A 22,400-nucleotide genomic window follows, 5' to 3' on the forward strand; every position below is an offset into this window, starting at 1 on the left:
AACAGGATTATTACTGGGGAAGAAATAGAATCTTCTTTTTCTTCCCCATATTCGTCGCATCGATATTATGCGCTTGCGTAAATAACGCTGCCGCCTTTTATGGTGTCAATGATCTCGCGAGACAACTTCTCTGGCAAAGCAGGGCAACCCCAGCTGCGTCCGAGGTATCCATTCTTCTTGATGAAGGAAGGGTTTGCGTAATCGGCACCGTGCACGACAATGTAACGCTCGCGAGCTTTGTCGTTTAATCCAGAGCTTAGCCCATCTAATCGAAGTGAATAGCCATTTGAGCCGTAGTAAGTGGTATCAGTCAAAAAAGTGCCCAATGATGTTTTTCGCGAGTTCACGACATTTGAAAACTGTGTCGCTGTTTTCTTTCCGCTGTTCACGCCGTGAGAAACATACGTATTGTAGATTAGCTTCTTTTTATCTAAATCAACCACATAAAAACGCTTTTCAGTTGATGGTTTACTATAGTCGATGATCGTTAGTACCGACTTCTTTCTATCGGGTGTCTTCTGATAAGCGATGTAAGCGTCACTGAACAACTTAAAGTCTACTATGCCATCTAGCTTGGCTTGTTTAAACACATGTTCAACTTGCTTTGGTCGTAAATGATCCCTGGGTTCGTTATCTGATTGTTTTGCAAAAGCAAAAGGTGATACAGACAACAGCGCACATGTAAATAATATAATTAATTTTTTCATCTTGGCTAAATAAAACTCTATGGTGTTACAAATTTACCGATTGCTTCATGCATTCGTTAAAACAACATGCACATCAATATAATTCTATTCCCAATGTTTCTTATTGCACGCTTAGGTGCTTGATATTGGGTTGACGATAAGTTTTCGAGTTAAAAACTAACTGATTGAAACTTATATAAAATATGAAGTTTAACGATGGTTTCTATAAACTTCGGCGTAAATAATATCTGATATATGTAATTAATAAAACTGTGTTTAAGGATATTTGTGAAGTTGCTAATTTATAAAAACGGCGTTTTATTTTTCGTACTTTAGAAACTCTTTTTATTTCAATGTGTTTTCTTTTTCTACACTTTATCCAATACCTCAAAAGTTTGTGACTTAACTCGTAACAAATCGTAACGCCGAATCGTTATGTGTATAAGTGCATTTATAATGTATGAATAAACAACAGGGTGGTAAGAAAAGGCAGTAAAACAGCGGTGAATCGGTTGTTTTTAATTCACGATTGACAAAGCTAAGTCTAAGTCGTTCAAAAATTTAACTTGTGAATGTATCATTTAAGTGAGAGTGATGAGCTCAACAAAAGTGAAGTGACGCGTGCTACTGTTTATTTTCTAATTTATTCGATTACATAAGGAAGGGTACATAGTAAAAATTGAAAAAATAATTCTATCGTGTGGATTAAAATATATAAATAATAAAACTTCGAAATTAAAAGATAAGAACGCCAGATCTTAATTCATTAAATTTTTGAACATGAAATTAAACTCTATCTATTATGCTTGGTTTGGTTTGGTTTGGTTTGGTGTGAAAGCGCTCATCTCATTAAGAAAAGCGCTAGAATTTATTTAAGGACGGTTATGACAGCATTTAATAAAGTGTTTATTGTCTCTCCCAATGTTAATGATTTTGCAATGTTGCAAGAGTCGCCATTGGAAATGTCTCTTCAAGTAACGGCAAGCAAACCTATCCAACTCTATGGAGAGTCTGTTAAAGCCAGTTGGAAAAGTATTGATATTGAATGGTTAGACGTTAAGGGTGAAAAGCCATTACCCAGGCCTGATATTGCAGCATGGGGATCTTTTACTCTTGCTGTATCCGCTTCTATTGCGGATAAGCTCGATGTGTTGAGCGAGAATGTCGAATTTTTACCATTAAATTTACAAGGAAAGCCTTGGCGAGCATTAAACATTGTCACTCAAATTGATGCCATTGATACCTCTGCTACCGAGTATAATCTTCGTCATGGTAAGCTAAGTCGTGCTAGACCGTTTAAGAAACTCGTTTTGAATAGAGAAGCCGTTAATGAATCTGACTTGTTCAGAGTAAAAGGTGCTGGGCTCAGAACGTTTTGCACGGACAAAAAAGGTGGCTTGTACGATAGCGTCAAAGCGCTGAATTTGACCGGTTTGGATTTCAAGGAAGTGCTGGTTTAAAAACGAATAAATAGTAATTTACTCAACTAAAGTCATAGATATAGGTATGGGGGAACAAAAGCTGAGCATCTATCAATGAAGCTCATATACAACTAAATACAGCCGCCACAGCTGTGACTGCTGTACTTCTCCCCTTAACTTATGTTCTTGAAACCCTAATTGAGCTGACCATGGACGCATCAAATCGACTGTCGTCATTTGCCGATTGCCACCACAAGCTCAATTGTTCTTTAGTCATTGGTTTGCCAAATAAATAGCCTTGCATATAGTCGCAGCGGTATGCCGATAGCCATTCATGCATCATATTGTGTTCAATACCTTCTGCTGTAACCGTTTTATTTTGGGCATGGCATAGCTCAATAATAGGTTTGATCACATGGCCGTTGTTAGTGTTCATCAATGTAACGAGGAACTCTCGGTCAAATTTGATTTTTTGAACCGGATACTGAACGAGCTGAGTTAACGATGTGTAACCAGAACCAAAGTCATCAATTGCAAGACGGTAGCCACGTTTTGATAGCTCATCAAGTAGAGCCGTGCCTTGTTGTTCTGCGGCAAAGGTTTCGGTTATTTCTATCTCAATACATTCTGGTTTAACACTGTGCAGTGTCGCTTGTTCATGGATGTAGTTTGCCATTTCTATCGAGTTTAGCTCTGCTGATGAAAGATTGACCGAAAGAACAATATCCTTACCGAAAATATTCCTTAATTGATGGTATTCCGCCGTTGCATTGGCGAAAACCCAGCGGTCAATTTTATCAAATAATCCGGCTTGCTCTGCAATTGGAATAAACTCCTTTGGAGGGATAGGGCCGATACCTTCGGCTTCCCAGCGCAACAAGACTTCTAACCCCTCAATTTCGTTGCTTCGATTGTTCATATAGGGTTGAAAAACAAGGTGAAATTCTTCCTCTACATTGCTTTTTCGGAGCGCACGTTCAAGCTGACTTCGTCTTTGAGACTCAATATTGAGAGCGGCTGAATAATAGGCGTATTGATTTTTCCCTGCCCGTTTTGCTTGATACATAGCCGCATCGGCACTGGAGAGTAACTTCGCGATGTCAGTACCGTCTTGAGGATATTGTGCAATACCTACGCTTGCCGTAACGGGAAATGAATTACTCCAAGATGAACTGAGATTACTAATCGGTTTTAGTAACTCTGATGCAAGCAAATCAGGCAAGCGTTTTACCTCTTGATTTGAGCTCAGCAAAATTGCAAATTCGTCACCAGATAACCTGGCGGCAAAGCAGGGGCTGTTGTAATCGTGCGAGAACTTTTGACAAGCATTCTTGATGTGTGATGAGAACACTTTTAATAAGTTATCTCCCAATTCATGCCCGTATTTATCATTCACGTATTTAAAGTTATCAAGATCGACGTAAACAACCCACAGAAACTGCGAAGGGGAGATAAGTTCACGAGTGGCAAGCTCATGAAAACGATGGCGATTGGCGAGTTGCGTCAGGTGATCCGTTTCAGCTAGGCGTTTTGTCTTTTTATAGATGACATTAAGTTCCTCATACATATCAAAAAAGCGTGCAGAGAGGCGCCCTATTTCATCGTTTGTTTCTAGCTTTTCAATATTGTCACGTTGATTAGATTCAAGTTCGTTCAGCTGCTTATCAAGTCGAGAGACAGGGCGCAACACATAGCGGTACAACACCAAAATGATTAATGTGATAGTGAAAAACGCCGCTACGCCAAAGGAGAAAGCAAGTTCTAGCCACACTTTATCGACTTTATTCCACATTAAATATTCGGCAGGAGAAAGCACGGCATAAAAGTGCGGCAGCAGCTCAATGGTTTGAGCGAGAGGAATATCAAGATAAATGGGTTTGTCGGCGAAAGTAATCACGCTGTGCGTGTCAAACTCGATTTCATGCTTAATCTCGTTAAAGGCTTCAAGTGATACGGAAACTACCACAAAAAACACATTTTTTGAGTCAAAGCTCAAAGGGTGAGTCCCCGTTCTTTTGTCGACGACCTCATATTGAAGAAGAATGCTTTGTCCACTGGAGTTATAAATAAAGCCAGTGTGACTGAAAGCCTCTCTCTCATTGAAACTTCGTGATATGTACTCTAACACCTTTGGGTCGACCACGCCCGATGATTCGTAATATTTGTTTTCTGTGTAGTAGAGAAGGTTTTGTTTGCCGTCGAGGATCGCCATGCTCGCATCGCCTTTGTAACCATGGCTCAATACTTCAGCGGTCTCGTCTAATCGGTTAAACAAGACTCGTTCACGATAGGGGTTGTTATGATTAACCAAATAGTCTTGTAATACATCACTTTTACTGAGCGTATAGGCATAACTATTAAGAAAAATATTCGCTTGTCGAAACTGCCCGGCGAGCTTTTCCATTTGCAACTGAATATAGCTGTCTTCCCGCTTGATGAGCGTCACTTTTTGAATGCTATAAATAATATAGCTAGATACTAACGCGCTTAATAAGATCACTGGCGCGACAAGCAAAATGACTCTATTGCTTAACTTCATTATGGTTCTTAGTTTCCGTTTGTGTCCCTACAAACGTCGCGTACCAGGTAAGGTACTGAACGGATGATGTGTTTTGGCAAATTGTAACCAGATTGTAAGGTGAGCGTTCTCCAAAATCAGGCAGCTATCTAAGAATTGTGATGACGTGAAAGGTTTCGAGCTTATTAACTAGAGGTTTTCTCAGTAGTTGGACGTCTCTTTTCCTTCCTCCCTGTATAAAACCTAACCGTAATGACAGGGAAATACCGTCATCGAAACGTTTCGATGATAAAGTGTGACTCAAGTGCACTTTTCCTATTCAATGACAATTGAATTACAGATCATTCTCACACCTTATCGATCTCACACTGGTCAAATTGCGATGACGAATTATTATTTCATCGAAACGTTTCGATGAGTTTTCTGTTAATAACGAAAACACTTTAAAACAGGCGCTCATGGTTGTATGAACGTGTAACCGAAAGGTCGATGAGATGAAAAAAAGTACCCTAATTAACTCAGATATTTCTTACTTGGTGGCGACGCTAGGCCACACCGACGAGATCACGATATGTGATGCTGGTCTACCAATCCCAGAGCATGTTCAGCGAATCGATTTGGCGCTAACGCATGGGGTACCAAGTTTTCTTGATACTGTTCGCGTAATTCTATCTGAGTCCCAAATCGAAGGGGTCATCATTGCGGAAGAGTTCTCTGATGCAAGCCCAGTTTTGCATGAAGCGTTGCTCAACGAACTGAGCAAAGAGAGTGAAGAAACGGGCAAATCTATTGAGGTGAGCTACGTGTCACATGAAGCGTTTAAAGCACGCACGGCCCAAAGTCGCGCTATCGTAAGAACGGGCGAATGCTCGCCATATGCGAACGTTATTTTCCAAGCGGGCGTGGTTTTTTAAGCCAGAGATATTGAGGACAGATTATGACTCAAGCCATTCTACAACTAAGCGAAATTGAGAAGGCGTTTCCGGGCGTAAAAGCACTCGACAAAGCAAGCCTGAATGTTTATCCAGGCCGTGTTATGGCGCTGATGGGTGAAAATGGAGCAGGCAAGTCAACGTTAATGAAGGTGTTGACAGGCATTTACCACATGGATGCGGGGAGCATTCAATATCAAGGTCAGCCGGCGGCCTTTAAAGGTCCACGCGATTCACAGGAAGCTGGTATTAGCATTATTCACCAAGAGCTGAACCTGATTCCTGAACTGACGATTGCCGAAAATATTTACTTGGGACGAGAGTTCACCGGCTCCTTAGGGCGTATCCAGTGGGGCAAAATGTATGACGAAGCTGACAAGCTTTTAAAACGTCTCAATGTAAAGCATTCATCAAAAACATTGCTTGGCGATTTAAGCCTTGGTGAACAACAAATGGTGGAAATTGCAAAGGCACTTTCGTTTGAGTCTAAAGTCATCATTATGGATGAGCCAACGGACGCATTGACCGATACGGAAACGGAATCACTATTTAAAGTGATTAATGAGCTTCGCGAGCAAGGATGCGGCATCGTATACATTTCGCATCGTCTTAAAGAAATCTTTGAAATCTGTGATGATATTACGGTGCTTCGTGATGGTAAGTTTATCGGTGAGTGCAAGGTGTCCGACACTGATGAAGATGGCCTAATTGAAATGATGGTTGGCCGAAAATTAGAAGAGCAATATCCACGTATTGATGTACAACATGGCGAAACCTGTCTTGAAGTCATTGGTTTGACTGGGTCTGGCGTTCAGGATGTGAGCTTTACTCTCAAGCGCGGTGAGATTCTCGGAATTTCTGGCTTGATGGGCGCAGGCCGCACTGAACTCATGAAAGTCATTTACGGCGCATTACCTAGTGAGCATGGTGTTATCAATCTTGATAACAAAACTATTAACCCGGTTAGCCCGCAAGATGGCTTGGCAAATGGTATCGTTTACATCTCTGAAGATCGCAAAGGCGATGGTTTGGTTTTAGGTCTTTCGGTTAAGGAGAACATGTCACTTTGTTCGCTAAACCAGCTGACCAAAGGCTTCCAGATTCAACACAGCGACGAAGTGATTGCTGTGGAAGATTTTATTAAGTTATTCAACATTAAAACCCCAACGCGAGATCAAATCATCGGCAACTTATCTGGTGGTAACCAGCAAAAAGTTGCGATAGCGAAAGGGTTAATGACGAAACCTAAAGTTCTGATTCTGGATGAGCCGACACGTGGTGTTGATGTCGGAGCAAAAAAAGAGATTTATCAGCTCATCAACAAGTTTAAGGCCGAAGGTATGAGCATCATCTTGGTTTCTTCCGAGATGCCTGAAGTGCTCGGCATGAGCGACCGTATTTTAGTGATGCATGAAGGTCGTATCACTGGCGAATTCGATGCGAAAGAAGCCGATCAAGAAAAATTACTCGCCTGTGCCGTGGGCAAAGAGATCAATGAGGAAGCAGCATGAGTACGAATACCATGAGCAAACCAACCGAAACTGGCAACAAGAAGTTGTTCACAAAAGAGTGGCTGATTGAGCAAAAATCACTGATAGCTTTGATCTTTCTGATCGTTGTTGTGTCATTTTTGAACCCGAACTTTTTTACGGTCGACAACATTCTCAACATTCTTCGTCAAACCTCCGTGAATGCCATTATCGCAGTGGGTATGACATTAGTTATTTTAACAGCAGGCATCGACTTAAGTGTTGGTTCGGTATTGGCATTGTGTGGTGCCTTTGCGGCAAGCATGATTGCGCTTGAGGTTCCGGTGCTGGTGGCGGTTCCCACTGCTTTAGTCGCGGGCGCAGCGTTAGGTGCGATCAGCGGTATCATTATTGCGAAGGGTAAGGTGCAGGCATTTATCGCTACGCTGGTTACCATGACGTTACTACGTGGTGTGACCATGGTGTACACCGAAGGTCGACCAATCTCGACAGGCTTTACTGACACCGCGGATGCGTTCGCATGGTTTGGTACTGGCTACGCGCTAGGCATTCCAGTTCCTGTTTGGTTAATGGTGGTTGTGTTCGCTGCGGCTTGGTATTTACTTAACCACACGCGCTTTGGTCGCTATGTTTACGCACTAGGCGGCAATGAGTCTGCGACTCGCCTATCAGGTATCAATGTAGACCGAGTGAAGATTGGTGTCTACGCCATCTGCGGTATGTTAGCAGCGCTTGCAGGCATTATTGTAACGTCTCGTCTTTCTTCGGCGCAGCCAACAGCAGGTATGGGCTACGAGCTAGACGCTATCGCAGCGGTTGTTCTTGGCGGTACCAGCTTGATGGGCGGTAAAGGTCGTATCATGGGTACTTTGATTGGTGCGCTGATCATCGGTTTCTTGAACAATGCACTTAACCTACTTGATGTTTCTTCCTACTACCAAATGATTGCAAAAGCAGTGGTTATCTTGCTGGCGGTATTGGTAGACAACAAAAACAAGTAATTCATAACAATCTGTATATATAAAACAGTGAATACAAACCGAGTCAGGGGACGTGTACTGGCTCACCCTACACAAAGGACTAGAACGATGAAAAAACTTGCAACTCTTATCTCTGCTGCACTTCTTTCTTCAACCGTATCGGTAGCGGCGCAAGCTCAAGATACCATGGCGATTGTGGTTTCGACGCTAAACAACCCGTTCTTCGTAACGATGAAAGACGGTGCGGAAGCAAAAGCGAAAGAATTGGGGTACGACTTAATTGTACTGGACTCGCAAAATGACCCGAGTAAAGAACTGTCGAACATCGAGGATTTAAGTATTCGCGGCGTAAAAGCAATTCTTATCAACCCAACGGATTCTGATGCAGTGTCTAATGCAATTCGTATGGCGAACCGTTCTAAGATCCCTGTGTTGACATTAGACCGTGGAGCAAGCCGTGGTGAAGTTGTGAGTCACATCGCGTCGGACAACGTAATAGGTGGTGAAATGGCAGGCCACTACATCATGGAAAAAGTCGGCGAAAAAGCAAAAGTCATTCAACTTGAAGGTATTGCGGGCACATCGGCAGCGCGTGAGCGCGGTGAAGGCTTTATGAATGCCGTGAAGGGCAGCGATATGGATCTTCTTGCTAGCCAACCAGCTGACTTTGACCGCACAAAAGGTCTAAACGTAATGGAAAACCTGCTAGCGGCTAACCCGGATGTACAAGCGGTATTTGCACAGAATGATGAAATGGCGCTAGGTGCACTTCGCGCAGTTCAAGCTTCTGGCAAAGATGTCGTTATCGTTGGTTTTGATGGTACGGAAGACGGCATTGCAGCAGTTAACCGTGGCAAACTAGCGGCAACTATTGCTCAGCAACCAGACCTTATCGGTGCTTTAGGTGTTGAAACGGCTGACAAAGTTTTGAAAGGTGAAGAAGTAGAAGAGTACATCCCAGTACCACTAAAAGTAGTCACTAAGTAAGTTTCAAGTTCCAATAAATCATCCTAATTTTTGCTCTCTCCTCCGTTTATACCTGTCGTTTAGGAGGTGAGGGCAAACTTACCCAAAATACTGCAAAGTGTGGGGTATAGATGCCTTTGGCTTTTTATCGAGACTCCTTCGTCAGGAAGAGAAGTTAAAGTCATTTAATGTATTTTCCTAAACAGTTTTTAAAAAGGGTTCATTCAGAACCGAGGATAACCGTATGAATAAGTTAGTGGTGTTAGGTAGTGTAAACGCTGACCATGTTCTTCAAGTGCCTTCTTTCCCTCGCCCAGGCGAGACGCTGCATGGTCGCAACTATCAAGTTATCCCAGGTGGAAAAGGTGCCAACCAAGCCGTCGCGGCGGCGCGATTAAATGCAGACATCGGTTTTATCGCTTGTGTGGGCGACGACTCATTCGGCATTAACATTCGCGAAAACTTCAAAATGGACGGCATCGATATCACTGGTGTGAAGATGCAGCCAAATTGCCCGACAGGTATCGCGATGATTCAAGTGTCGGACAGTGGTGAGAACAGCATTTGCATTTCAGCTGAAGCGAACGCCAAACTGACAGCAGAAGCGATTGAGCCAGATTTAGAGCGTATTCGCCAAGCAGATTACTTGCTAATGCAATTGGAAACGCCGATGTGCGGCATTGAGAAAGCTGCGCGTGTAGCGAAAGATGCCAAAACCAATGTCATTTTGAATCCTGCGCCAGCTCGTGAATTGTCAGATGAATTACTGTCTTACATTGACGTGATTACGCCAAATGAAACGGAAGCTGAAGTTCTGACAGGTATTACTGTAACAGACAACGAAAGCGCGCAAGAAGCGGCGAATGTGCTACATGGTAAAGGTATAGAAATTGTCATGATCACACTCGGTGCAAAAGGCGTTTGGCTAAGCCAAAACGGTCGAGGCGAAATCATCTCGGGTTTCCGCGTTGAAGCGACGGATACTACCGCTGCGGGCGATACATTTAATGGGGCATTCGTCACTGGTCTCCTAGAAGATTTACCTTTAGAATCAGCGATTAAGTTTGCACATGCGGCGGCTGCAATTTCTGTGACCCGCTTTGGCGCGCAAACGTCGATTCCAACCCGCGAAGAGGTGGACGCGTTTCTCGCTGAACAATAAGGCGCACAACGCCTCATTAAAATAGGAGTAGTAACATGGCGACGATGAAAGACATCGCAAAACTGGCAGGGGTTTCCACTTCAACAGTGAGCCATGTTATTAACAAGACGCGTTTTGTGAGCGAAGAGATCTCTGAACGCGTTAACAATGCCGCAAAAGAGCTTAACTACTACGCGCCCTCTGCGTTGGCGCGTAGCCTCAAAGTCAATCGTACCAAAACCATTGGTATGCTCGTGACAACCTCAACCAACCCATTCTTTGGCGAAGTCGTAAAAGGCGTCGAACGCAGCTGCTACCAAAAAGGCTACAGCCTCATTTTATGTAACACCGAGGGTGATAACGAACGTATGCGTCAATCCATTAATACGCTATTGCAAAAGCGTGTCGATGGTTTGATCTTGATGTGCTCGTCGCTAGAAGGAGAGCGTATCGATGTATTTGAGCGTTACCCAGATATCCCAGTTGTGGTAATGGACTGGGGGCCGATGCTATTTACAAGCGATAAAATCCAAGACAACTCACTTCGTGGCGGTTACTTAGCGGCGAAATACTTAATTGATTGCGGCCATACCGAAATTGGGTGCATCACTGGCCCTTTGATTAAACACCAAGCGCAAATGCGATACGAAGGTTATAAGCGAGCAATGAACGAAGCTGGCTTGGAATTTAATGCCAATTGGATCATTGAGTCTGACTTCGAATGTGAGGGTGGGTATCAAGCGTTCAAAAAAATGGCTCAGCGTGGCGCATTACCCAGCTCGATTTTCGTCTCTAACGATATGATGGCGATGGGTGTGATTAACGCCGCAAATGAGCTCGGTATTAAAGTGCCGGACGACCTATCCATTATTGGTTACGATGACATCCATATCGCGAAATTTATGTCGCCATCGCTAACTACCATTCATCAGCCTAAGTACCGTTTGGGGCAGGCTGCCGTTGAGACTCTTGTCCGAAAGTTGGATGAAAAATCAACAGAGGCACAGGTCGTACAATTAGAGCCGACTCTAGTGGAACGAAAAAGCGTCAAGAGGTTAAAGTCAAACGTCACTGAATGACGTGTGATGTTGAGCTAAAAAATTAAAAAAGTCGTTTCTCTTTATACGATAAAGCCTTACTATCGTCGTTGATTATAAATAAAACTATTAATTGTTGTCTGGCGGATTAGTTAAATGTTATCAAAAGGTTACGCTAAGTTGTCTGTAAAACACCCTTGGTTTCACCGAGTTAATGTTATTACAGTTGTATTGATTTTTTTTGTGAGCTGCTATCAGCTACTGGTTAATGAAGCATTTGAGTACGCAATTGGCTTTATTATTACACTTTTGGCGTCAGCTTTATTTGCATCAGCTTCTGCATTCAAAAAACGCTATCTAGGCTTGGATTCATAGGCACGTCTATTTCCAACATCGTTCAATAGCATCATTTATTGCTTTCAAGTAAACATTGAACTGAATTATGATCGAGTGCATCAAGAGGAGGACAAATGTCCTCCTTTTTGTTGGGGATCACGCTCTAATATAAGCGTATTCCAAACAAAATAATAAAGGACATGTTATGGACCTCTTTGCCTTACTCGATATTAATAATACTCTCGTTAACATTCCGATCGGCGACGGCTACGCAATGAGTTGGATCGAAGCTTTCGGTACAGTTTTTGGACTGCTTTGCATTTGGTTTGCCAGCCAAGAAAAAACCATCAACTACTTATTCGGTTTGCTGAATGTCACGCTTTTTGCCGTTATCTTTTTTCAAATTCAGTTATACGGATTATTGCTTCTTCAATTGTTTTTCTTCTGTGCGAACATTTACGGCTGGTATGCGTGGACCCGTCCAAACGCACAAGGTGAAACGCTGGAAGTTCGCTGGTTAAATAAACAGAAACTTATTACTACTGCCTCTATTAGCGTTGCATGTATCGCATTATTAACGATCTATATCGACCCATTTTTCTTTGCGCTAGCAAACATTGCTGTTGATAGCTTGAATCTCTTTGGTGCTGGCTTGGCTGAACCGGTGCTTGAACCTGACGCGTTTCCGTTCTGGGATGCAACCATGACAGTACTTTCTGTTGTTGCACAAATTCTGATGACACGTAAATACGTCGAAAACTGGATTCTATGGGTCGTGATTAACATTATCAGTGTGGGTATCTACGCGACGCAAGGTGTTTACGCAATGTCTGTTCAGTACGCGATTCTTATGTTCATCGCTGCCAATGGCACGCGTGAATGGGCTCGTAGCGCTAAGCGCAATGGCGATAAAACCTTAGCGCACGCTGCTGCGTAAGGAACGAAGAATGGCCAAACAACCTCATATCGGAGTGGATGAAACACAAATCGCTCCCTTCGTTATTGTATGCGGCGAGCCAGATCGAGCGAATCGTATCGCGGCATTATTTGATGATGCAGAAATGGTGTCGGAAAACCGCGAGTACCGTGTGTTTACCGGCAACTACAAAGGCAAGCCTGTTTCAGTATGTAGTACAGGTATAGGTGCGCCATCGATGATCATCGCAGTGGAAGAGCTAAAACAGTGCAGTGTGACTCATGTGGTACGCGTTGGATCGGCGGGGGCAATGCAATCAGGCATTCATCTTGGCGAGTTGATCATTGCCGAAGGCGCGGTAAGAGATGAGGGCGGCTCTAAAGCGTATGTCGATTCGTCTTATCCAGCCTACGCAAGCTTTTCACTGTTAAAGGAAGTTGAGCGTTACTTGTCGATGCAAAAAGTGCATTATCATTTTGGTGTGGTGCGTTCTCACGACAGTTTCTATACCGATGACGAAGATGCAATATGCCAACATTGGAACAAAAAAGGCATCTTAGGTGCCGATATGGAAACCTCTGCGCTGTTTACGGTCGGTCGACTACGAGGCCTTCATGTGGCTTCGATATTAAACAACGTGGTGCTGTATCAACAAGATGTGAAAGAAGGTGTTGGTCAGTACGTTGATGAAGCCAAAGTAATGATGCAAGGTGAGAAGAGCGCCGCGATTACGGCATTAGAAGCCTTGGTTGCTCAGCGTTAGCCAGTCTTTATCTCAGTAAGTCACATAAACAGAATAGATGTAAAGCGACAGGTCACTGTCGCTTTTTTATTTGGAGTTACGGGGTACAATCCACCTTAAATAGTTGTCCGTAACTTTTTCTGAGAGAGCAGAAAATGAAAATCAGCCCTTATCCGACTGGTCGCTTCAAAACATACCTTGAAGAAAAGAGTGCCACCTTTCGCGATTTGATTTATCAATGCCAAATAAATTCGCGTTACTTTGATGCTGGGGAAGCAATTCTCCGCCAAGGTGAGCAACTTCAGTACTTGTATGTTGTGCCAGTAGGTCGAGTCTCGATGAACATATTGGCCGCAAATGGACGACGTTTTCAATTAGGGGAAGCTAACTGCGACTATCATATTTATGGTGAAATGGAGTTCTTCACTCGGACTCCTTGTCAATGGAATGTGATAGCAGATGAACATATGCAGGTTGATGTTATCTGTATCCAAAAACTAACCGAAGCACTGCAAAATTATCCCCAAATGATGGTGTTCTTCGCTTCAGCATTGGCTGAGGATTATCAAGACTCCATGGATATCTACACTAGTCGTTTGTTGCATCCCATTACTTACAACATTGCCTATGATCTTCTCGTCCGTAATCAGACGGATAAGCTCCTTGGTGGCTTTGATAAAGTGAACCAAGAGGCTGAGCGGTTTGGCACCTCAGGCCGAGTCTATCGACGTGCAGTTAAGGACTTGATTGAAAAGGGATTGATTACAAAAACGGACAACGGTTTGGAGATTATTGATGAGCTGGCACTCAAAGCGTTTATTGAAGCGCATGAATGATACGCCCAGGTATTGAAACTGATGGGTTTTATAAGTCTTTGATATATCTAAGTCTTGAGTAAACGTAACTAATGTAAAGTACCTTAAATTTTGTTGAATGCATTAAAGAGTAGCGTTATATTGCGAACGCGTATGATAATAGATCTCATTAAGGCTTAACAAAATGAAAAAATTCGTCGGTGCGGCTATGCTGTCGTTATTTACTGTTTCTCCTTCTTTCGCTGCTAAAGTTGTGATTGACCACTACATGGGTCAAACAGAGCTAGAACAATCCCCAGAGCGTGTGGTTGTGATTGGCTTTGGCCCGCTAGATGCGCTGGACAACTTTGGTATCGATCCTGTTGCAGTATCTAACTCGTCTAATCTTCCTAGTTACCTTTCAAAATACAGCAAAGATAACTACACCTCTGCGGGTAGTTTGTTTGAACCTGATTTTGAAACCATCTACATGCAAAAACCGGATTTGATTTTGGTTGGTCCGCGAGCGTCTGCGAAATATGAAGAGCTGAGTGAAATTGCCCCTACAGTTGTTTTTGCGGCGGAAGAGAACCAAGGCTATTGGGAAGGCACGCAAGCGCAATGGCGCAATATTGGTAAGATCTTCAATATCGAAGAAAAAGTAGAGCAGAAAATTGAAGCGCTAGATGCTCAATTCAAAGCAATCCGTGACTACAACCAATCGAACAAAAATGATGCACTAACGATTTTGAGCATGGGTGACAACATCAGCGCGTTTGGTGCCCAGTCGCGATTTGGCGTCATTTATAACGACTTTGGCTTCTTGGAAACGGTTGAGCACGTGAAAACGGGCACTCACGGAGATGTCATTTCTTATGAGTTTATTCGTGAAGCTAACCCGAAAAATATTCTCGTGGTTGACCGAAATTCTCTGACAGGTACGCCGGATAACGATATTCGTAAATCCATGGATAACGACTTAGTCAAAGCGACCGCAGCATATAAAAATCACAAAATCACTTATTTAGATGTGGACGCGTGGTATTTGTCGATGTCTGGTGTGACAGCAACAGAAAAAATGGTCAGTGAGATAAAGCAAACCGTTGAACTGTAATCCAAGATAGCAGAGGTTAACTTTGAAGAAGTTATTGCTAACCCTTGTGGTTTTAAGCACGGTTTCGTTATTTGTTGGGGTGGCAAACATGACGCCCCAACAACTCTTTTCAGGTGATGAGAAAGCATTAGAGCTTTTCTTTACCAGCCGTATACCACGTTTATTTGCCATACTGCTTGCTGGTGCTGGCTTGAGTATTGCGGGTCTTGTCATGCAGCAAATCAGCCAGAACCGATTTGCTGCACCTTCTACAACTGGTACGATCGAATGTGCCATGCTGGGCTACGTACTGAGCGTGGTTTTCTTTGGTAACGACAATCACCTTTGGCTCGTATTCGGCATCTCGGTATTTGGGACGCTAGCGTTTGTTTTCTTTATTCAGCGCATTCAATTTAAGAGCGTGGTTTTTGTGCCTCTTGTCGGGATTATTTTCGGCAATGTCATCCAATCCATGACTACGTTTATCGCTTACAAATATGATGCACTTCAAAGTCTGAATGCTTGGACAGTAGCAAACTTCGCCAACATCTTGCGTGGTGATTTTGAACTGCTGTACATCGCGGTACCAATGGTTATCCTCAGCTATCTTTTTGCCGCAAGGATCTCTGCCGTAGGTATCGGAAAAGATTTCGCGATAAACTTGGGTTTAAATTATCAGCAGGTTGTGACGATTGGCGTGCTATTGGTATCCATCATGTCAGCAAGTGTCGTGATGATTGTTGGCCAGTTGCCATTCTTAGGGCTGATTGTGCCTAATCTCGTGAGTCACTTTTATGGCGATAACCTCAAAAAGAACATTCCGCTTACGGCCATGTATGGGGCCATTTTAGTGTTGTGTTGCGACTTGGTGAGTCGTTTAATTATTTTCCCTCATGAAATGCCAATCTCTATCGTGATTAGCATATTGGGTGGCATGGTATTCATCGCTATGTTGTTGCGAGGTAAGCAACATGCGTGATTCAACGAAAATCCTGCTGCTAGGTGGCATTGCGATTCTTTTCGCGTGTTTGTTTATTGGTATTGGGCTAACGGCTGACAACTACCAATATTTTTTGTCTCGTAGAGTTCCTAAAGTATTGGCGATAGTGCTAGCGGGTGTGGCCATTGCTCAGTCTTCACTTGTATTTCAAACCATTACGCACAACCGAATTTTAACGCCAAGTATCATGGGTTTTGATGCGCTGTATGTGTTAACCCAAATTTTGATCGTGTTGATTTTTGGTGGGTTGAGTACCTTAGTTCTTAACTTGTACGTCAATTTCGCGATTGCAGTAATTGTAATGGTGTCGTTTTCGCTACTGCTGTTTGGGTTTTACTTTTCAAAAGGAAGCAAGAACTTGATTACGTTGCTATTGGTCGGCTTGATCTTTGGTCAGCTATTTTCCAATGCGGCGTCATTCTTTTCTTTGCTGATGGACCCAAACACATATGCAATTGTTCAGTCGAAACTGTACGCCAGTTTCAATAATGTCAAAGTGAACTTGGTTTACTTTAGTGCTCCGGCTTTGATGTTTGCATGTTGGTTGTTGTTTAGGATGCATCGCACTTTAGATGTGTTTTGGCTCGACCAAGACAATGCGAAAAGCTTGGGTGTTGATGTACCTAAAGTGACGAGAAATGTGTTTATTATCTCGGCGGTTTTGATTGCTATTTCTACGGCTTTGGTAGGGCCAATCATGTTCTTTGGTTTACTAGTGACCAACTTAAGCCGAGAAATGTTCCGAAGTTACCAACATAAAACGCTATTGGTCGGATGTTCGTTTCTATCCATCAGTTCACTACTTGCTGGGCAATGGATAATTGAAAACGTGTTCAGTTTTGAGACGACGTTGAGTGTCGTAATTAACTTTATCGGCGGTGCGTATTTCTTATACCTGCTGCTGAAAAACAAAGTTGTATAAATATGATAGTAATAGACAAATTAACGAAGGCTTTTGGTTCAAACAAAGTCGTAGACGAGGCCAATACTCAGTTTGAAAAGGGCAAGGTAACATCGATTATCGGTCCAAATGGCGCGGGAAAGAGCACGCTGTTATCTATGGCCTCGCGCTTAACGGAGCGAGATGGCGGTAGTGTTATCATTGATTGCAAGGAAATCGCGGAATGGGACACAAAAGAGCTAGCGAAAAAACTGGCAGTACTTCGCCAAGCTAACTCGATTACAATGCGGTTTACCGTAAAAGAGTTAGTCTCTTTTGGTCGTTTCCCATACTCTAAAGGAAATCTGACTAAAGAAGATCATGAGGTCATAGAACAAGCGATCGACTACTTAGATTTGCAAGATATTCAAGACAAATACTTGGATGAATTAAGTGGTGGTCAGCGACAGCTTGCATTTATTGCTATGGTGATTGCACAAGATACAGATTATGTCTTTCTTGATGAACCTCTTAATAACTTAGATATCAAACACTCTCTTCAGATCATGAAAGTTGTACAGCAGTTAGCCCATGACATGAATAAAGCCATGGTGGTCGTGATTCATGATATTAATTTCGCGGCGTGTTACTCAGATGTCATATTGGCGCTTAAGAAAGGCAAGGTTGTGGCGAGTGGTGCGGTTGAAGAGGTTATTCAAGCATCTACGCTAGAGGACATCTATGAAACGCCATTTAACATCATAGAGTTAAACGGTAAGCGCATGTGTACCTATCATTAAGCGAGCTAGTTCGTTTTTAACGAGATCAATAGATAGGCGGGCTTACTTGGTGAGCTCGTCTATGATTGGGCATCGGCTCTCTGCATCTCCAGGACAAGAAGAAACCCAACCTTCAAGTTGCGTTTTGATCTCCATGAGGTGTGCAATTTTTTCTTCAACCTCTCTCAGTTTGTCCATGGTTCTTGCTTTTACTTCGCTACTTTTGCGGTTGGGGTTATGAGCAAGTTGTACGAACTCTTTGCATTCTTGCAACGAAAAGCCTGCGCTTTTTGCGCGTGATACCAAGTTAAGCTCTTGAATATGATTATCTGAATATTCGCGATAGCCAGAGTCGCTACGCGCTGGTGGAGATATGATCCCTTTGTCTTCATATAATCGAATCGACTTAGATGAAAGCCCTGTGAGCTTCGCGACAGCACCAATATTCATGTTTAACCTCCATAACGTTTAAGGCGAGTATATACCGATGTTGTGGATAAGACACTCCTAAATAACAGTCAGTTACCTAGAGTCCCCTTACTCTTTAATCACTTCATGTGGTGGCACACCAAATGCCTTTTTGAAGGCATAAGTGAAGTTAGAAGGGTGGTGGTATCCGGCTTCATAGGCGGCTTCTGTTATCGTTACTAGGCCACGTTCCAAATGTTGCCTAGCAATCTCAAGACGTCGAAAACGAATGTAGCCGTTTATGGTCATATTAAGTGATTGTTTAAATCGGCGCTGCAGGTTTGAAACACTCATTGAGAATTGGCTCGCCAACTTTTCCAAGCGTAGTTCTTGATCAAGGTGAGTTTCAATATAGCTGACAATATCCTCAATCCGACCATCAATGTGTCGTTCAATACTGCTGTTTTTAGCACTGAAATTCTTAGGAATTTGCTTGGTGGCTTGATGTAATATTTGATAGATCAAGCTTTCGACCTCTAGCTTCTCTTGGAACTCTTGCGGTGTTTCTCTATTTGTTAACGTGTCAGCCAGCTCGCATAGCGTCTGGTTAAGCTCCAACTGTTGAAACGCCTGATGAGAGTTAAAAAAGGCTCGATGACTACAATTTTGCTCAAGGCGGGCCTCTAGCCATTGGGGCTTAACCAATATGTTGATCTTATTAATGAGGTTATCTTTGAGCAGTGAACGACGAAAATTTGCAGGTTTGAGTAAGTTCACCACTACACCCTTAGGGCCGTCGCTCGCGTCTAAATCAAATTGCAAATCGTCGTAGCCAAACGAGAGTCTACCTTCTAAAAGAATAGTGACCAGCAGTGAGGCGTGTGCAGTAGAAACAATATTCGAATCAATAAGTTCTAGACAACGTCCACCATGAACAAAAATTTGATCATTATACTGATATGATAGGAACTTACCTTCGGCCAGTTGAGTTTGACAAGGTTGGCCTTGCGTGACAATCCATTGTTTCTCTGTCGCCTCTAGTCTTTGGGTTAAAGCTATCTTGGCAATTTTAGTTCGTTTTGTTGTGACTTCCTGCATTTGACACTTCCTCATAACACTTGTGCGATTTCGCATAACCAAATCGCCTTTGTATTTATAAAACTCATGCTTATTATACCTGAGAATTATTATCATTAATATTTAGGAATGAAGTTATGGAAAGCCCTGCTTGTTCACCTATCAAGCTTTCAAGCCTTTGCCTTGCAGTGGGAATGGCGCTATCAACCCCTGTTTTAGCTCAAGATACTGAGTCACATTTTGAAGAGGTCGTTGTATGGGGAACGAAAGTTTCCAGCAACACTGAGTCGATGTTTGCGGACGACATGTCACTGAAGCAAGCGGATCATATGTCTGATTTACTGCGCGATATTCCCGGTGTGGATGTTGGTGGAACACACTCTGTGAATCAACGTATTACGATTCGTGGTTTGAGCGAAACCGATTTGGACATTCGTCTTGACGGTGCTTCTCAGCATGCGAGCATGTTCCATCATATTGGTAACTTGACGTTGAACCCTGACATTCTCAAATCTGCGGACATTCAGGTAGGTAATAACTCTGTGACTCAAAACGGGTTAGGCGGTTCGGTCTACTTTGAAACGAAAGACGCTCGTGACTTACTTCGTTACGATGAAAAGTTTGGTGCGCGTGTTTATGGCGGCTATGCATCCAACGACAACCAACAAGGTTCGTTGACACTGTACGGACTTTTGTCCGAAAACATTGATGCGATGGTCTATGGCCATTACGTTACGCGTGATGATTTTGAAGATGGTGATGGCAATAAAACCTATGGTGCAGCAGGTGATGTTTACAACATTCTGGCTAAGCTAGGGTATGAACTAAATGACATCCATCGTTTTGAGCTCTCTTATGACATGTACCGAGACAGTGGAGATTACAGTCCGCGTCCTGATATGTCGGGTAGTGCAAATAATAGCCTGTCGAGCAAGTTACTTATCCCTACGGATTATGACCGCGATACCGTTACCTTGAGTTACGAGTTGCGAGGCGAACAACACCAAGGAAACGTCACTCTTTATAATACCGAGACAGAAATTAAACGTGACGAAACGGTGATGGCCCCTCGTTGGCCCTCGAACCGTTTATCAAAGAACACCGCCAAAAACCAAAACTTTGGTTTGAATGGCAAATTCCAGTCAGATGTTATGTTAGGTGAGTTTGATAATCGAGTCACTTATGGCTTCGACTACATGGATAAAACGTCTTCGAGTTACTACGGTAGTCGTAAGTTTATGGACGAATCGGCGATTTCAACCGCACTGTTTGTAGAAGATCAGTTCTTCTTCTCTGATGCCTTCTTTATTACTGCAGGTATGCGCTTTGATGATTACAAACGCAAAGCTGAGACAGGAACCAGTAATTATGATGATGTGACTTGGGCTCTAGCAGCAGAATGGGCGGTGACTCAAGATTGGACGTTGTTTGCGAGTGCACGCTCTCTATTTAAAGGTCCAGAGCTAATGGAAACCTTTATTGCTTACCAAGACGTTGCATTTTTAGAGGATGGGCTAAAGCCAGAAACGGGATTGAACACGCAGGGTGGTGTTCGCTTTGATAAAACCTTTGATAAGCATTTCTTTGGGGCGAATATTACGGTATTCCAAACGGAAATTGATGATTACATTGCAGACCAGTACCAAAACGCGACTCAAACTTACCTGATTTACAACTTAGGTGATGTTGAGATTAAAGGCTTTGAAGCAAGTGCTTCTTATGGTTACGACAAGTTTAACAGCAAACTTTCTTACTCTAAGTCGGACACCAAAAACAAGAATACTGGTGGTCCTGTTGCTGGGGGCAATGGGCGTAGCATTGATATGGGTGATAGCATTGCTCTAACTTTGGATTACCAGTCAGACGCTTTAGAAACGATCTTCGGGTGGAACTCAATGTTTGTTCTAGAGGAAGACAACGTCTTTGATGGTCAGCCAAAGAAAGCAAGTTATGATGTACATAATCTATACGCTCGATGGGTGCCGTCTGATATTGATGGACTGTCGGTGACCTTTGGTATTGATAATGTATTTGACGAGTTGTACAGCTCTCATGCGTCTCGTTCGGGTACTGCACGTGGCTTCACGCTTGATGACTACGAGCCGGGTCGCAACTTCAAGCTCTCTGCAGCTTATCAATTCTAACAAGGTTCTTCATAGGACGTTTCAAAGTAACGAGTAAGTTCATGATTAAAGAAAGCACCCGAATAGATAGTGAACACGCTGACAAATACTTAGTGACGCTTTGTCGGCATTTTGGACGAAAGGTTCCTGCTACTTGGAATGAAAATAGCGGTTTGGTGACATTTCCGACGGGAAAAGCGGAGTTTAACCTTTGTGCATCTAGCCTAACTATAACCTGTGAGGCGGATTCAGAAGAGAAACTGAATACGGTTAAGGCGATCATTTCATCGCATGTGGACATGTTTTCTCGTCGAGAAACATTAGCACTTAGCTGGGTTCGTTAGCGCTCGTTTAGGGATGCTGTGATAGAAATGGAATATTAAAAGCAAAAGCCCGCAATCTTATGATTTGCGGGCTTTTATTGTTTGAATGCTATTGCGCTTTCTCAGGCTCTAGGTTTTTTTTTTCCTGCTGCATTTTTGCTAGGAAGTAGATGTTAACGCAAGCAATAAAACCGTTAGTTAATACTACAGGCCAGGAATCAATCATTAGTCCGTAAGCGGTAAATAGCGCACAACCAATAAAGTTAAGGATACGAAGCTTAACAATATCTTTCATAGTTAGCGAAATAGCGACCATGATTGAAGCTGCATAACCTAAAATCTCAACCATATTCATGTCCATTTTTTGACCCTCTTAAAATCTGCCGAATTTTGTCGGTACCAATTCTTCTCATCTTGAGATTAATGAGGAAGCTCCATGCCTCGAATGGTCTTTTTTTGTTGTATGGACGCACTATATCAATGGAAAAACCGTGATAAAAGCCTCAAATCAAGGTTAAGAGAAGGTTAGCGATTACGCAAACGTTTAGGACTGGAATTACTGATAATTTTACTTATTGTGTTGATTGATAATAACGATGACATTAATAGCTCAAACACCATTGAAAGTAAGGGAATATTTACATATGATTGAAAATGATAATTATTTTCAAGTGCTGTGTTTATGTATTTTATTATTAGCTTGGTCGTGTTTTTTTTGCTGTATATCAGAACAAAACCGAACTCGTGGTGTGCGGGGA

At 42.8% G+C, this 22,400-nt stretch carries 21 protein-coding genes; 16 read left to right on the forward strand and 5 right to left on the reverse strand.

Going from position 1 to position 22,400, the window contains the following annotated elements; genetic code table 11:
* Nucleotides 1-65: 65 nt before the first annotated feature.
* Nucleotides 66-707 (reverse strand): murein L,D-transpeptidase catalytic domain family protein, encoded by a 642-nt coding sequence (locus tag R7Q47_RS07485; RefSeq protein WP_017633652.1) that lies wholly within the window; start codon nucleotides 705-707, stop codon nucleotides 66-68.
* Nucleotides 708-1,570: 863 nt separating this feature from the next.
* Here R7Q47_RS07485 and R7Q47_RS07490 point away from each other — a divergent pair.
* Nucleotides 1,571-2,146, forward strand: a complete 576-nt coding sequence (locus tag R7Q47_RS07490) for an imm11 family protein (protein ID WP_154204297.1) — start codon at nucleotides 1,571-1,573, stop codon at nucleotides 2,144-2,146.
* A gap of 139 nt (nucleotides 2,147-2,285) precedes the next feature.
* Here the strand turns inward: R7Q47_RS07490 and R7Q47_RS07495 are convergent, their stop codons facing one another.
* Complete coding sequence (locus R7Q47_RS07495) at nucleotides 2,286-4,646, reverse strand: EAL domain-containing protein (RefSeq protein WP_154204298.1); 2,361 nt, start codon at nucleotides 4,644-4,646, stop codon at nucleotides 2,286-2,288.
* 473 nt (nucleotides 4,647-5,119) lie between these two features.
* On the opposite strand from R7Q47_RS07495, the gene rbsD reads away from it, so the two are divergent.
* The 13 genes from rbsD to vctC all read left to right on the forward strand — a co-directional run bounded on the left by rbsD (nucleotide 5,120) and on the right by vctC (nucleotide 17,732).
* Nucleotides 5,120-5,539 (forward strand): D-ribose pyranase, encoded by a 420-nt coding sequence (rbsD, locus tag R7Q47_RS07500; RefSeq protein WP_005382620.1) that lies wholly within the window; start codon nucleotides 5,120-5,122, stop codon nucleotides 5,537-5,539.
* A 23-nt stretch (nucleotides 5,540-5,562) separates the two neighbouring features.
* Nucleotides 5,563-7,068, forward strand: a complete 1,506-nt coding sequence (gene rbsA, locus R7Q47_RS07505) for a ribose ABC transporter ATP-binding protein RbsA (protein WP_318088841.1) — start codon at nucleotides 5,563-5,565, stop codon at nucleotides 7,066-7,068.
* On the forward strand, nucleotides 7,065-8,048 hold the full coding sequence (rbsC, locus tag R7Q47_RS07510; RefSeq protein WP_005382618.1) for a ribose ABC transporter permease: 984 nt from the start codon (nucleotides 7,065-7,067) through the stop codon (nucleotides 8,046-8,048). The genes rbsA and rbsC overlap by 4 nt, the downstream gene beginning before the upstream one ends.
* 87 nt (nucleotides 8,049-8,135) lie before the next feature.
* Nucleotides 8,136-9,014, forward strand: coding sequence for a ribose ABC transporter substrate-binding protein RbsB (gene rbsB, locus R7Q47_RS07515; protein ID WP_005373143.1), 879 nt, complete (start codon nucleotides 8,136-8,138; stop codon nucleotides 9,012-9,014).
* 223 nt (nucleotides 9,015-9,237) lie between these two features.
* The gene (gene rbsK, locus R7Q47_RS07520) at nucleotides 9,238-10,155 is read left to right on the forward strand and encodes a ribokinase (protein WP_149192074.1); all 918 of its coding nucleotides are present in this window, start codon (nucleotides 9,238-9,240) and stop codon (nucleotides 10,153-10,155) included.
* A 35-nt stretch (nucleotides 10,156-10,190) separates the two neighbouring features.
* Nucleotides 10,191-11,213, forward strand: a complete 1,023-nt coding sequence (locus tag R7Q47_RS07525; protein WP_222712103.1) for a substrate-binding domain-containing protein — start codon at nucleotides 10,191-10,193, stop codon at nucleotides 11,211-11,213.
* A 499-nt stretch (nucleotides 11,214-11,712) separates the two neighbouring features.
* Nucleotides 11,713-12,444 (forward strand): nicotinamide riboside transporter PnuC, encoded by a 732-nt coding sequence (gene pnuC / locus R7Q47_RS07530; RefSeq protein ID WP_025767870.1) that lies wholly within the window; start codon nucleotides 11,713-11,715, stop codon nucleotides 12,442-12,444.
* A 10-nt stretch (nucleotides 12,445-12,454) separates the two neighbouring features.
* On the forward strand, nucleotides 12,455-13,186 hold the full coding sequence (locus tag R7Q47_RS07535; RefSeq protein ID WP_213904449.1) for a nucleoside phosphorylase: 732 nt from the start codon (nucleotides 12,455-12,457) through the stop codon (nucleotides 13,184-13,186).
* A 134-nt stretch (nucleotides 13,187-13,320) separates the two neighbouring features.
* Nucleotides 13,321-14,001, forward strand: a complete 681-nt coding sequence (locus tag R7Q47_RS07540; RefSeq protein ID WP_213904450.1) for a Crp/Fnr family transcriptional regulator — start codon at nucleotides 13,321-13,323, stop codon at nucleotides 13,999-14,001.
* A gap of 163 nt (nucleotides 14,002-14,164) precedes the next feature.
* Complete coding sequence (locus tag R7Q47_RS07545; protein ID WP_213904451.1) at nucleotides 14,165-15,073, forward strand: siderophore ABC transporter substrate-binding protein; 909 nt, start codon at nucleotides 14,165-14,167, stop codon at nucleotides 15,071-15,073.
* A gap of 22 nt (nucleotides 15,074-15,095) precedes the next feature.
* Nucleotides 15,096-16,031 (forward strand): iron chelate uptake ABC transporter permease subunit VctD, encoded by a 936-nt coding sequence (gene vctD, locus R7Q47_RS07550; RefSeq protein WP_130546284.1) that lies wholly within the window; start codon nucleotides 15,096-15,098, stop codon nucleotides 16,029-16,031.
* Nucleotides 16,024-16,974 (forward strand): iron chelate uptake ABC transporter permease subunit VctG, encoded by a 951-nt coding sequence (gene vctG / locus R7Q47_RS07555; protein WP_005376631.1) that lies wholly within the window; start codon nucleotides 16,024-16,026, stop codon nucleotides 16,972-16,974. The genes vctD and vctG overlap by 8 nt, the downstream gene beginning before the upstream one ends.
* Nucleotides 16,975-16,976: 2 nt before the next feature.
* Nucleotides 16,977-17,732, forward strand: coding sequence for an iron chelate ABC transporter ATP-binding protein VctC (vctC, locus tag R7Q47_RS07560; protein WP_017635379.1), 756 nt, complete (start codon nucleotides 16,977-16,979; stop codon nucleotides 17,730-17,732).
* A 42-nt stretch (nucleotides 17,733-17,774) separates the two neighbouring features.
* Here vctC and cueR read toward each other — a convergent pair whose 3' ends face one another.
* Together cueR and R7Q47_RS07570 are read right to left on the reverse strand one after the other, a co-directional pair.
* Entirely contained in the window at nucleotides 17,775-18,161 is a 387-nt protein-coding gene (gene cueR / locus R7Q47_RS07565; RefSeq protein ID WP_005376627.1) for a Cu(I)-responsive transcriptional regulator, read from the reverse strand.
* Nucleotides 18,162-18,248: 87 nt separating this feature from the next.
* Nucleotides 18,249-19,217: a helix-turn-helix domain-containing protein gene (locus R7Q47_RS07570; RefSeq protein WP_005376626.1), complete on the reverse strand. Its 969-nt coding sequence runs from the start codon at nucleotides 19,215-19,217 to the stop codon at nucleotides 18,249-18,251.
* A 116-nt stretch (nucleotides 19,218-19,333) separates the two neighbouring features.
* Here R7Q47_RS07570 and R7Q47_RS07575 point away from each other — a divergent pair, with 116 nt between their 5' ends.
* On the forward strand, nucleotides 19,334-21,340 hold the full coding sequence (locus R7Q47_RS07575; RefSeq protein WP_318088848.1) for a TonB-dependent siderophore receptor: 2,007 nt from the start codon (nucleotides 19,334-19,336) through the stop codon (nucleotides 21,338-21,340).
* Between the two features lie 41 nt (nucleotides 21,341-21,381).
* Nucleotides 21,382-21,663 carry a DUF2218 domain-containing protein gene (locus tag R7Q47_RS07580; RefSeq protein WP_005376622.1) on the forward strand — a complete coding sequence of 94 codons (282 nt, stop codon included), beginning with the start codon at nucleotides 21,382-21,384 and terminating at the stop codon, nucleotides 21,661-21,663.
* A gap of 88 nt (nucleotides 21,664-21,751) precedes the next feature.
* Here R7Q47_RS07580 and R7Q47_RS07585 read toward each other — a convergent pair whose 3' ends face one another.
* The gene (locus R7Q47_RS07585) at nucleotides 21,752-22,003 is read right to left on the reverse strand and encodes a YgjV family protein (RefSeq protein WP_130546280.1); all 252 of its coding nucleotides are present in this window, start codon (nucleotides 22,001-22,003) and stop codon (nucleotides 21,752-21,754) included.
* Between the last annotated feature and the right edge of the window lie 397 nt (nucleotides 22,004-22,400).

Source organism: Vibrio sp. Vb0349, from assembly GCF_033338975.1.

Coding starts and splice junctions, on each gene's coding strand:
- R7Q47_RS07485 (WP_017633652.1), bottom strand. CDS start 707: ATGAAAAAATTAATTATATTATTTACATGTGCGCTGTTGTCTGTATCA.
- R7Q47_RS07490 (WP_154204297.1), top strand. CDS start 1,571: ATGACAGCATTTAATAAAGTGTTTATTGTCTCTCCCAATGTTAATGAT.
- R7Q47_RS07495 (WP_154204298.1), bottom strand. CDS start 4,646: ATGAAGTTAAGCAATAGAGTCATTTTGCTTGTCGCGCCAGTGATCTTA.
- rbsD (WP_005382620.1), top strand. CDS start 5,120: ATGAAAAAAAGTACCCTAATTAACTCAGATATTTCTTACTTGGTGGCG.
- rbsA (WP_318088841.1), top strand. CDS start 5,563: ATGACTCAAGCCATTCTACAACTAAGCGAAATTGAGAAGGCGTTTCCG.
- rbsC (WP_005382618.1), top strand. CDS start 7,065: ATGAGTACGAATACCATGAGCAAACCAACCGAAACTGGCAACAAGAAG.
- rbsB (WP_005373143.1), top strand. CDS start 8,136: ATGAAAAAACTTGCAACTCTTATCTCTGCTGCACTTCTTTCTTCAACC.
- rbsK (WP_149192074.1), top strand. CDS start 9,238: ATGAATAAGTTAGTGGTGTTAGGTAGTGTAAACGCTGACCATGTTCTT.
- R7Q47_RS07525 (WP_222712103.1), top strand. CDS start 10,191: ATGGCGACGATGAAAGACATCGCAAAACTGGCAGGGGTTTCCACTTCA.
- pnuC (WP_025767870.1), top strand. CDS start 11,713: ATGGACCTCTTTGCCTTACTCGATATTAATAATACTCTCGTTAACATT.
- R7Q47_RS07535 (WP_213904449.1), top strand. CDS start 12,455: ATGGCCAAACAACCTCATATCGGAGTGGATGAAACACAAATCGCTCCC.
- R7Q47_RS07540 (WP_213904450.1), top strand. CDS start 13,321: ATGAAAATCAGCCCTTATCCGACTGGTCGCTTCAAAACATACCTTGAA.
- R7Q47_RS07545 (WP_213904451.1), top strand. CDS start 14,165: ATGAAAAAATTCGTCGGTGCGGCTATGCTGTCGTTATTTACTGTTTCT.
- vctG (WP_005376631.1), top strand. CDS start 16,024: ATGCGTGATTCAACGAAAATCCTGCTGCTAGGTGGCATTGCGATTCTT.
- vctC (WP_017635379.1), top strand. CDS start 16,977: ATGATAGTAATAGACAAATTAACGAAGGCTTTTGGTTCAAACAAAGTC.
- cueR (WP_005376627.1), bottom strand. CDS start 18,161: ATGAATATTGGTGCTGTCGCGAAGCTCACAGGGCTTTCATCTAAGTCG.
- R7Q47_RS07570 (WP_005376626.1), bottom strand. CDS start 19,217: ATGCAGGAAGTCACAACAAAACGAACTAAAATTGCCAAGATAGCTTTA.
- R7Q47_RS07575 (WP_318088848.1), top strand. CDS start 19,334: ATGGAAAGCCCTGCTTGTTCACCTATCAAGCTTTCAAGCCTTTGCCTT.
- R7Q47_RS07580 (WP_005376622.1), top strand. CDS start 21,382: ATGATTAAAGAAAGCACCCGAATAGATAGTGAACACGCTGACAAATAC.
- R7Q47_RS07585 (WP_130546280.1), bottom strand. CDS start 22,003: ATGGACATGAATATGGTTGAGATTTTAGGTTATGCAGCTTCAATCATG.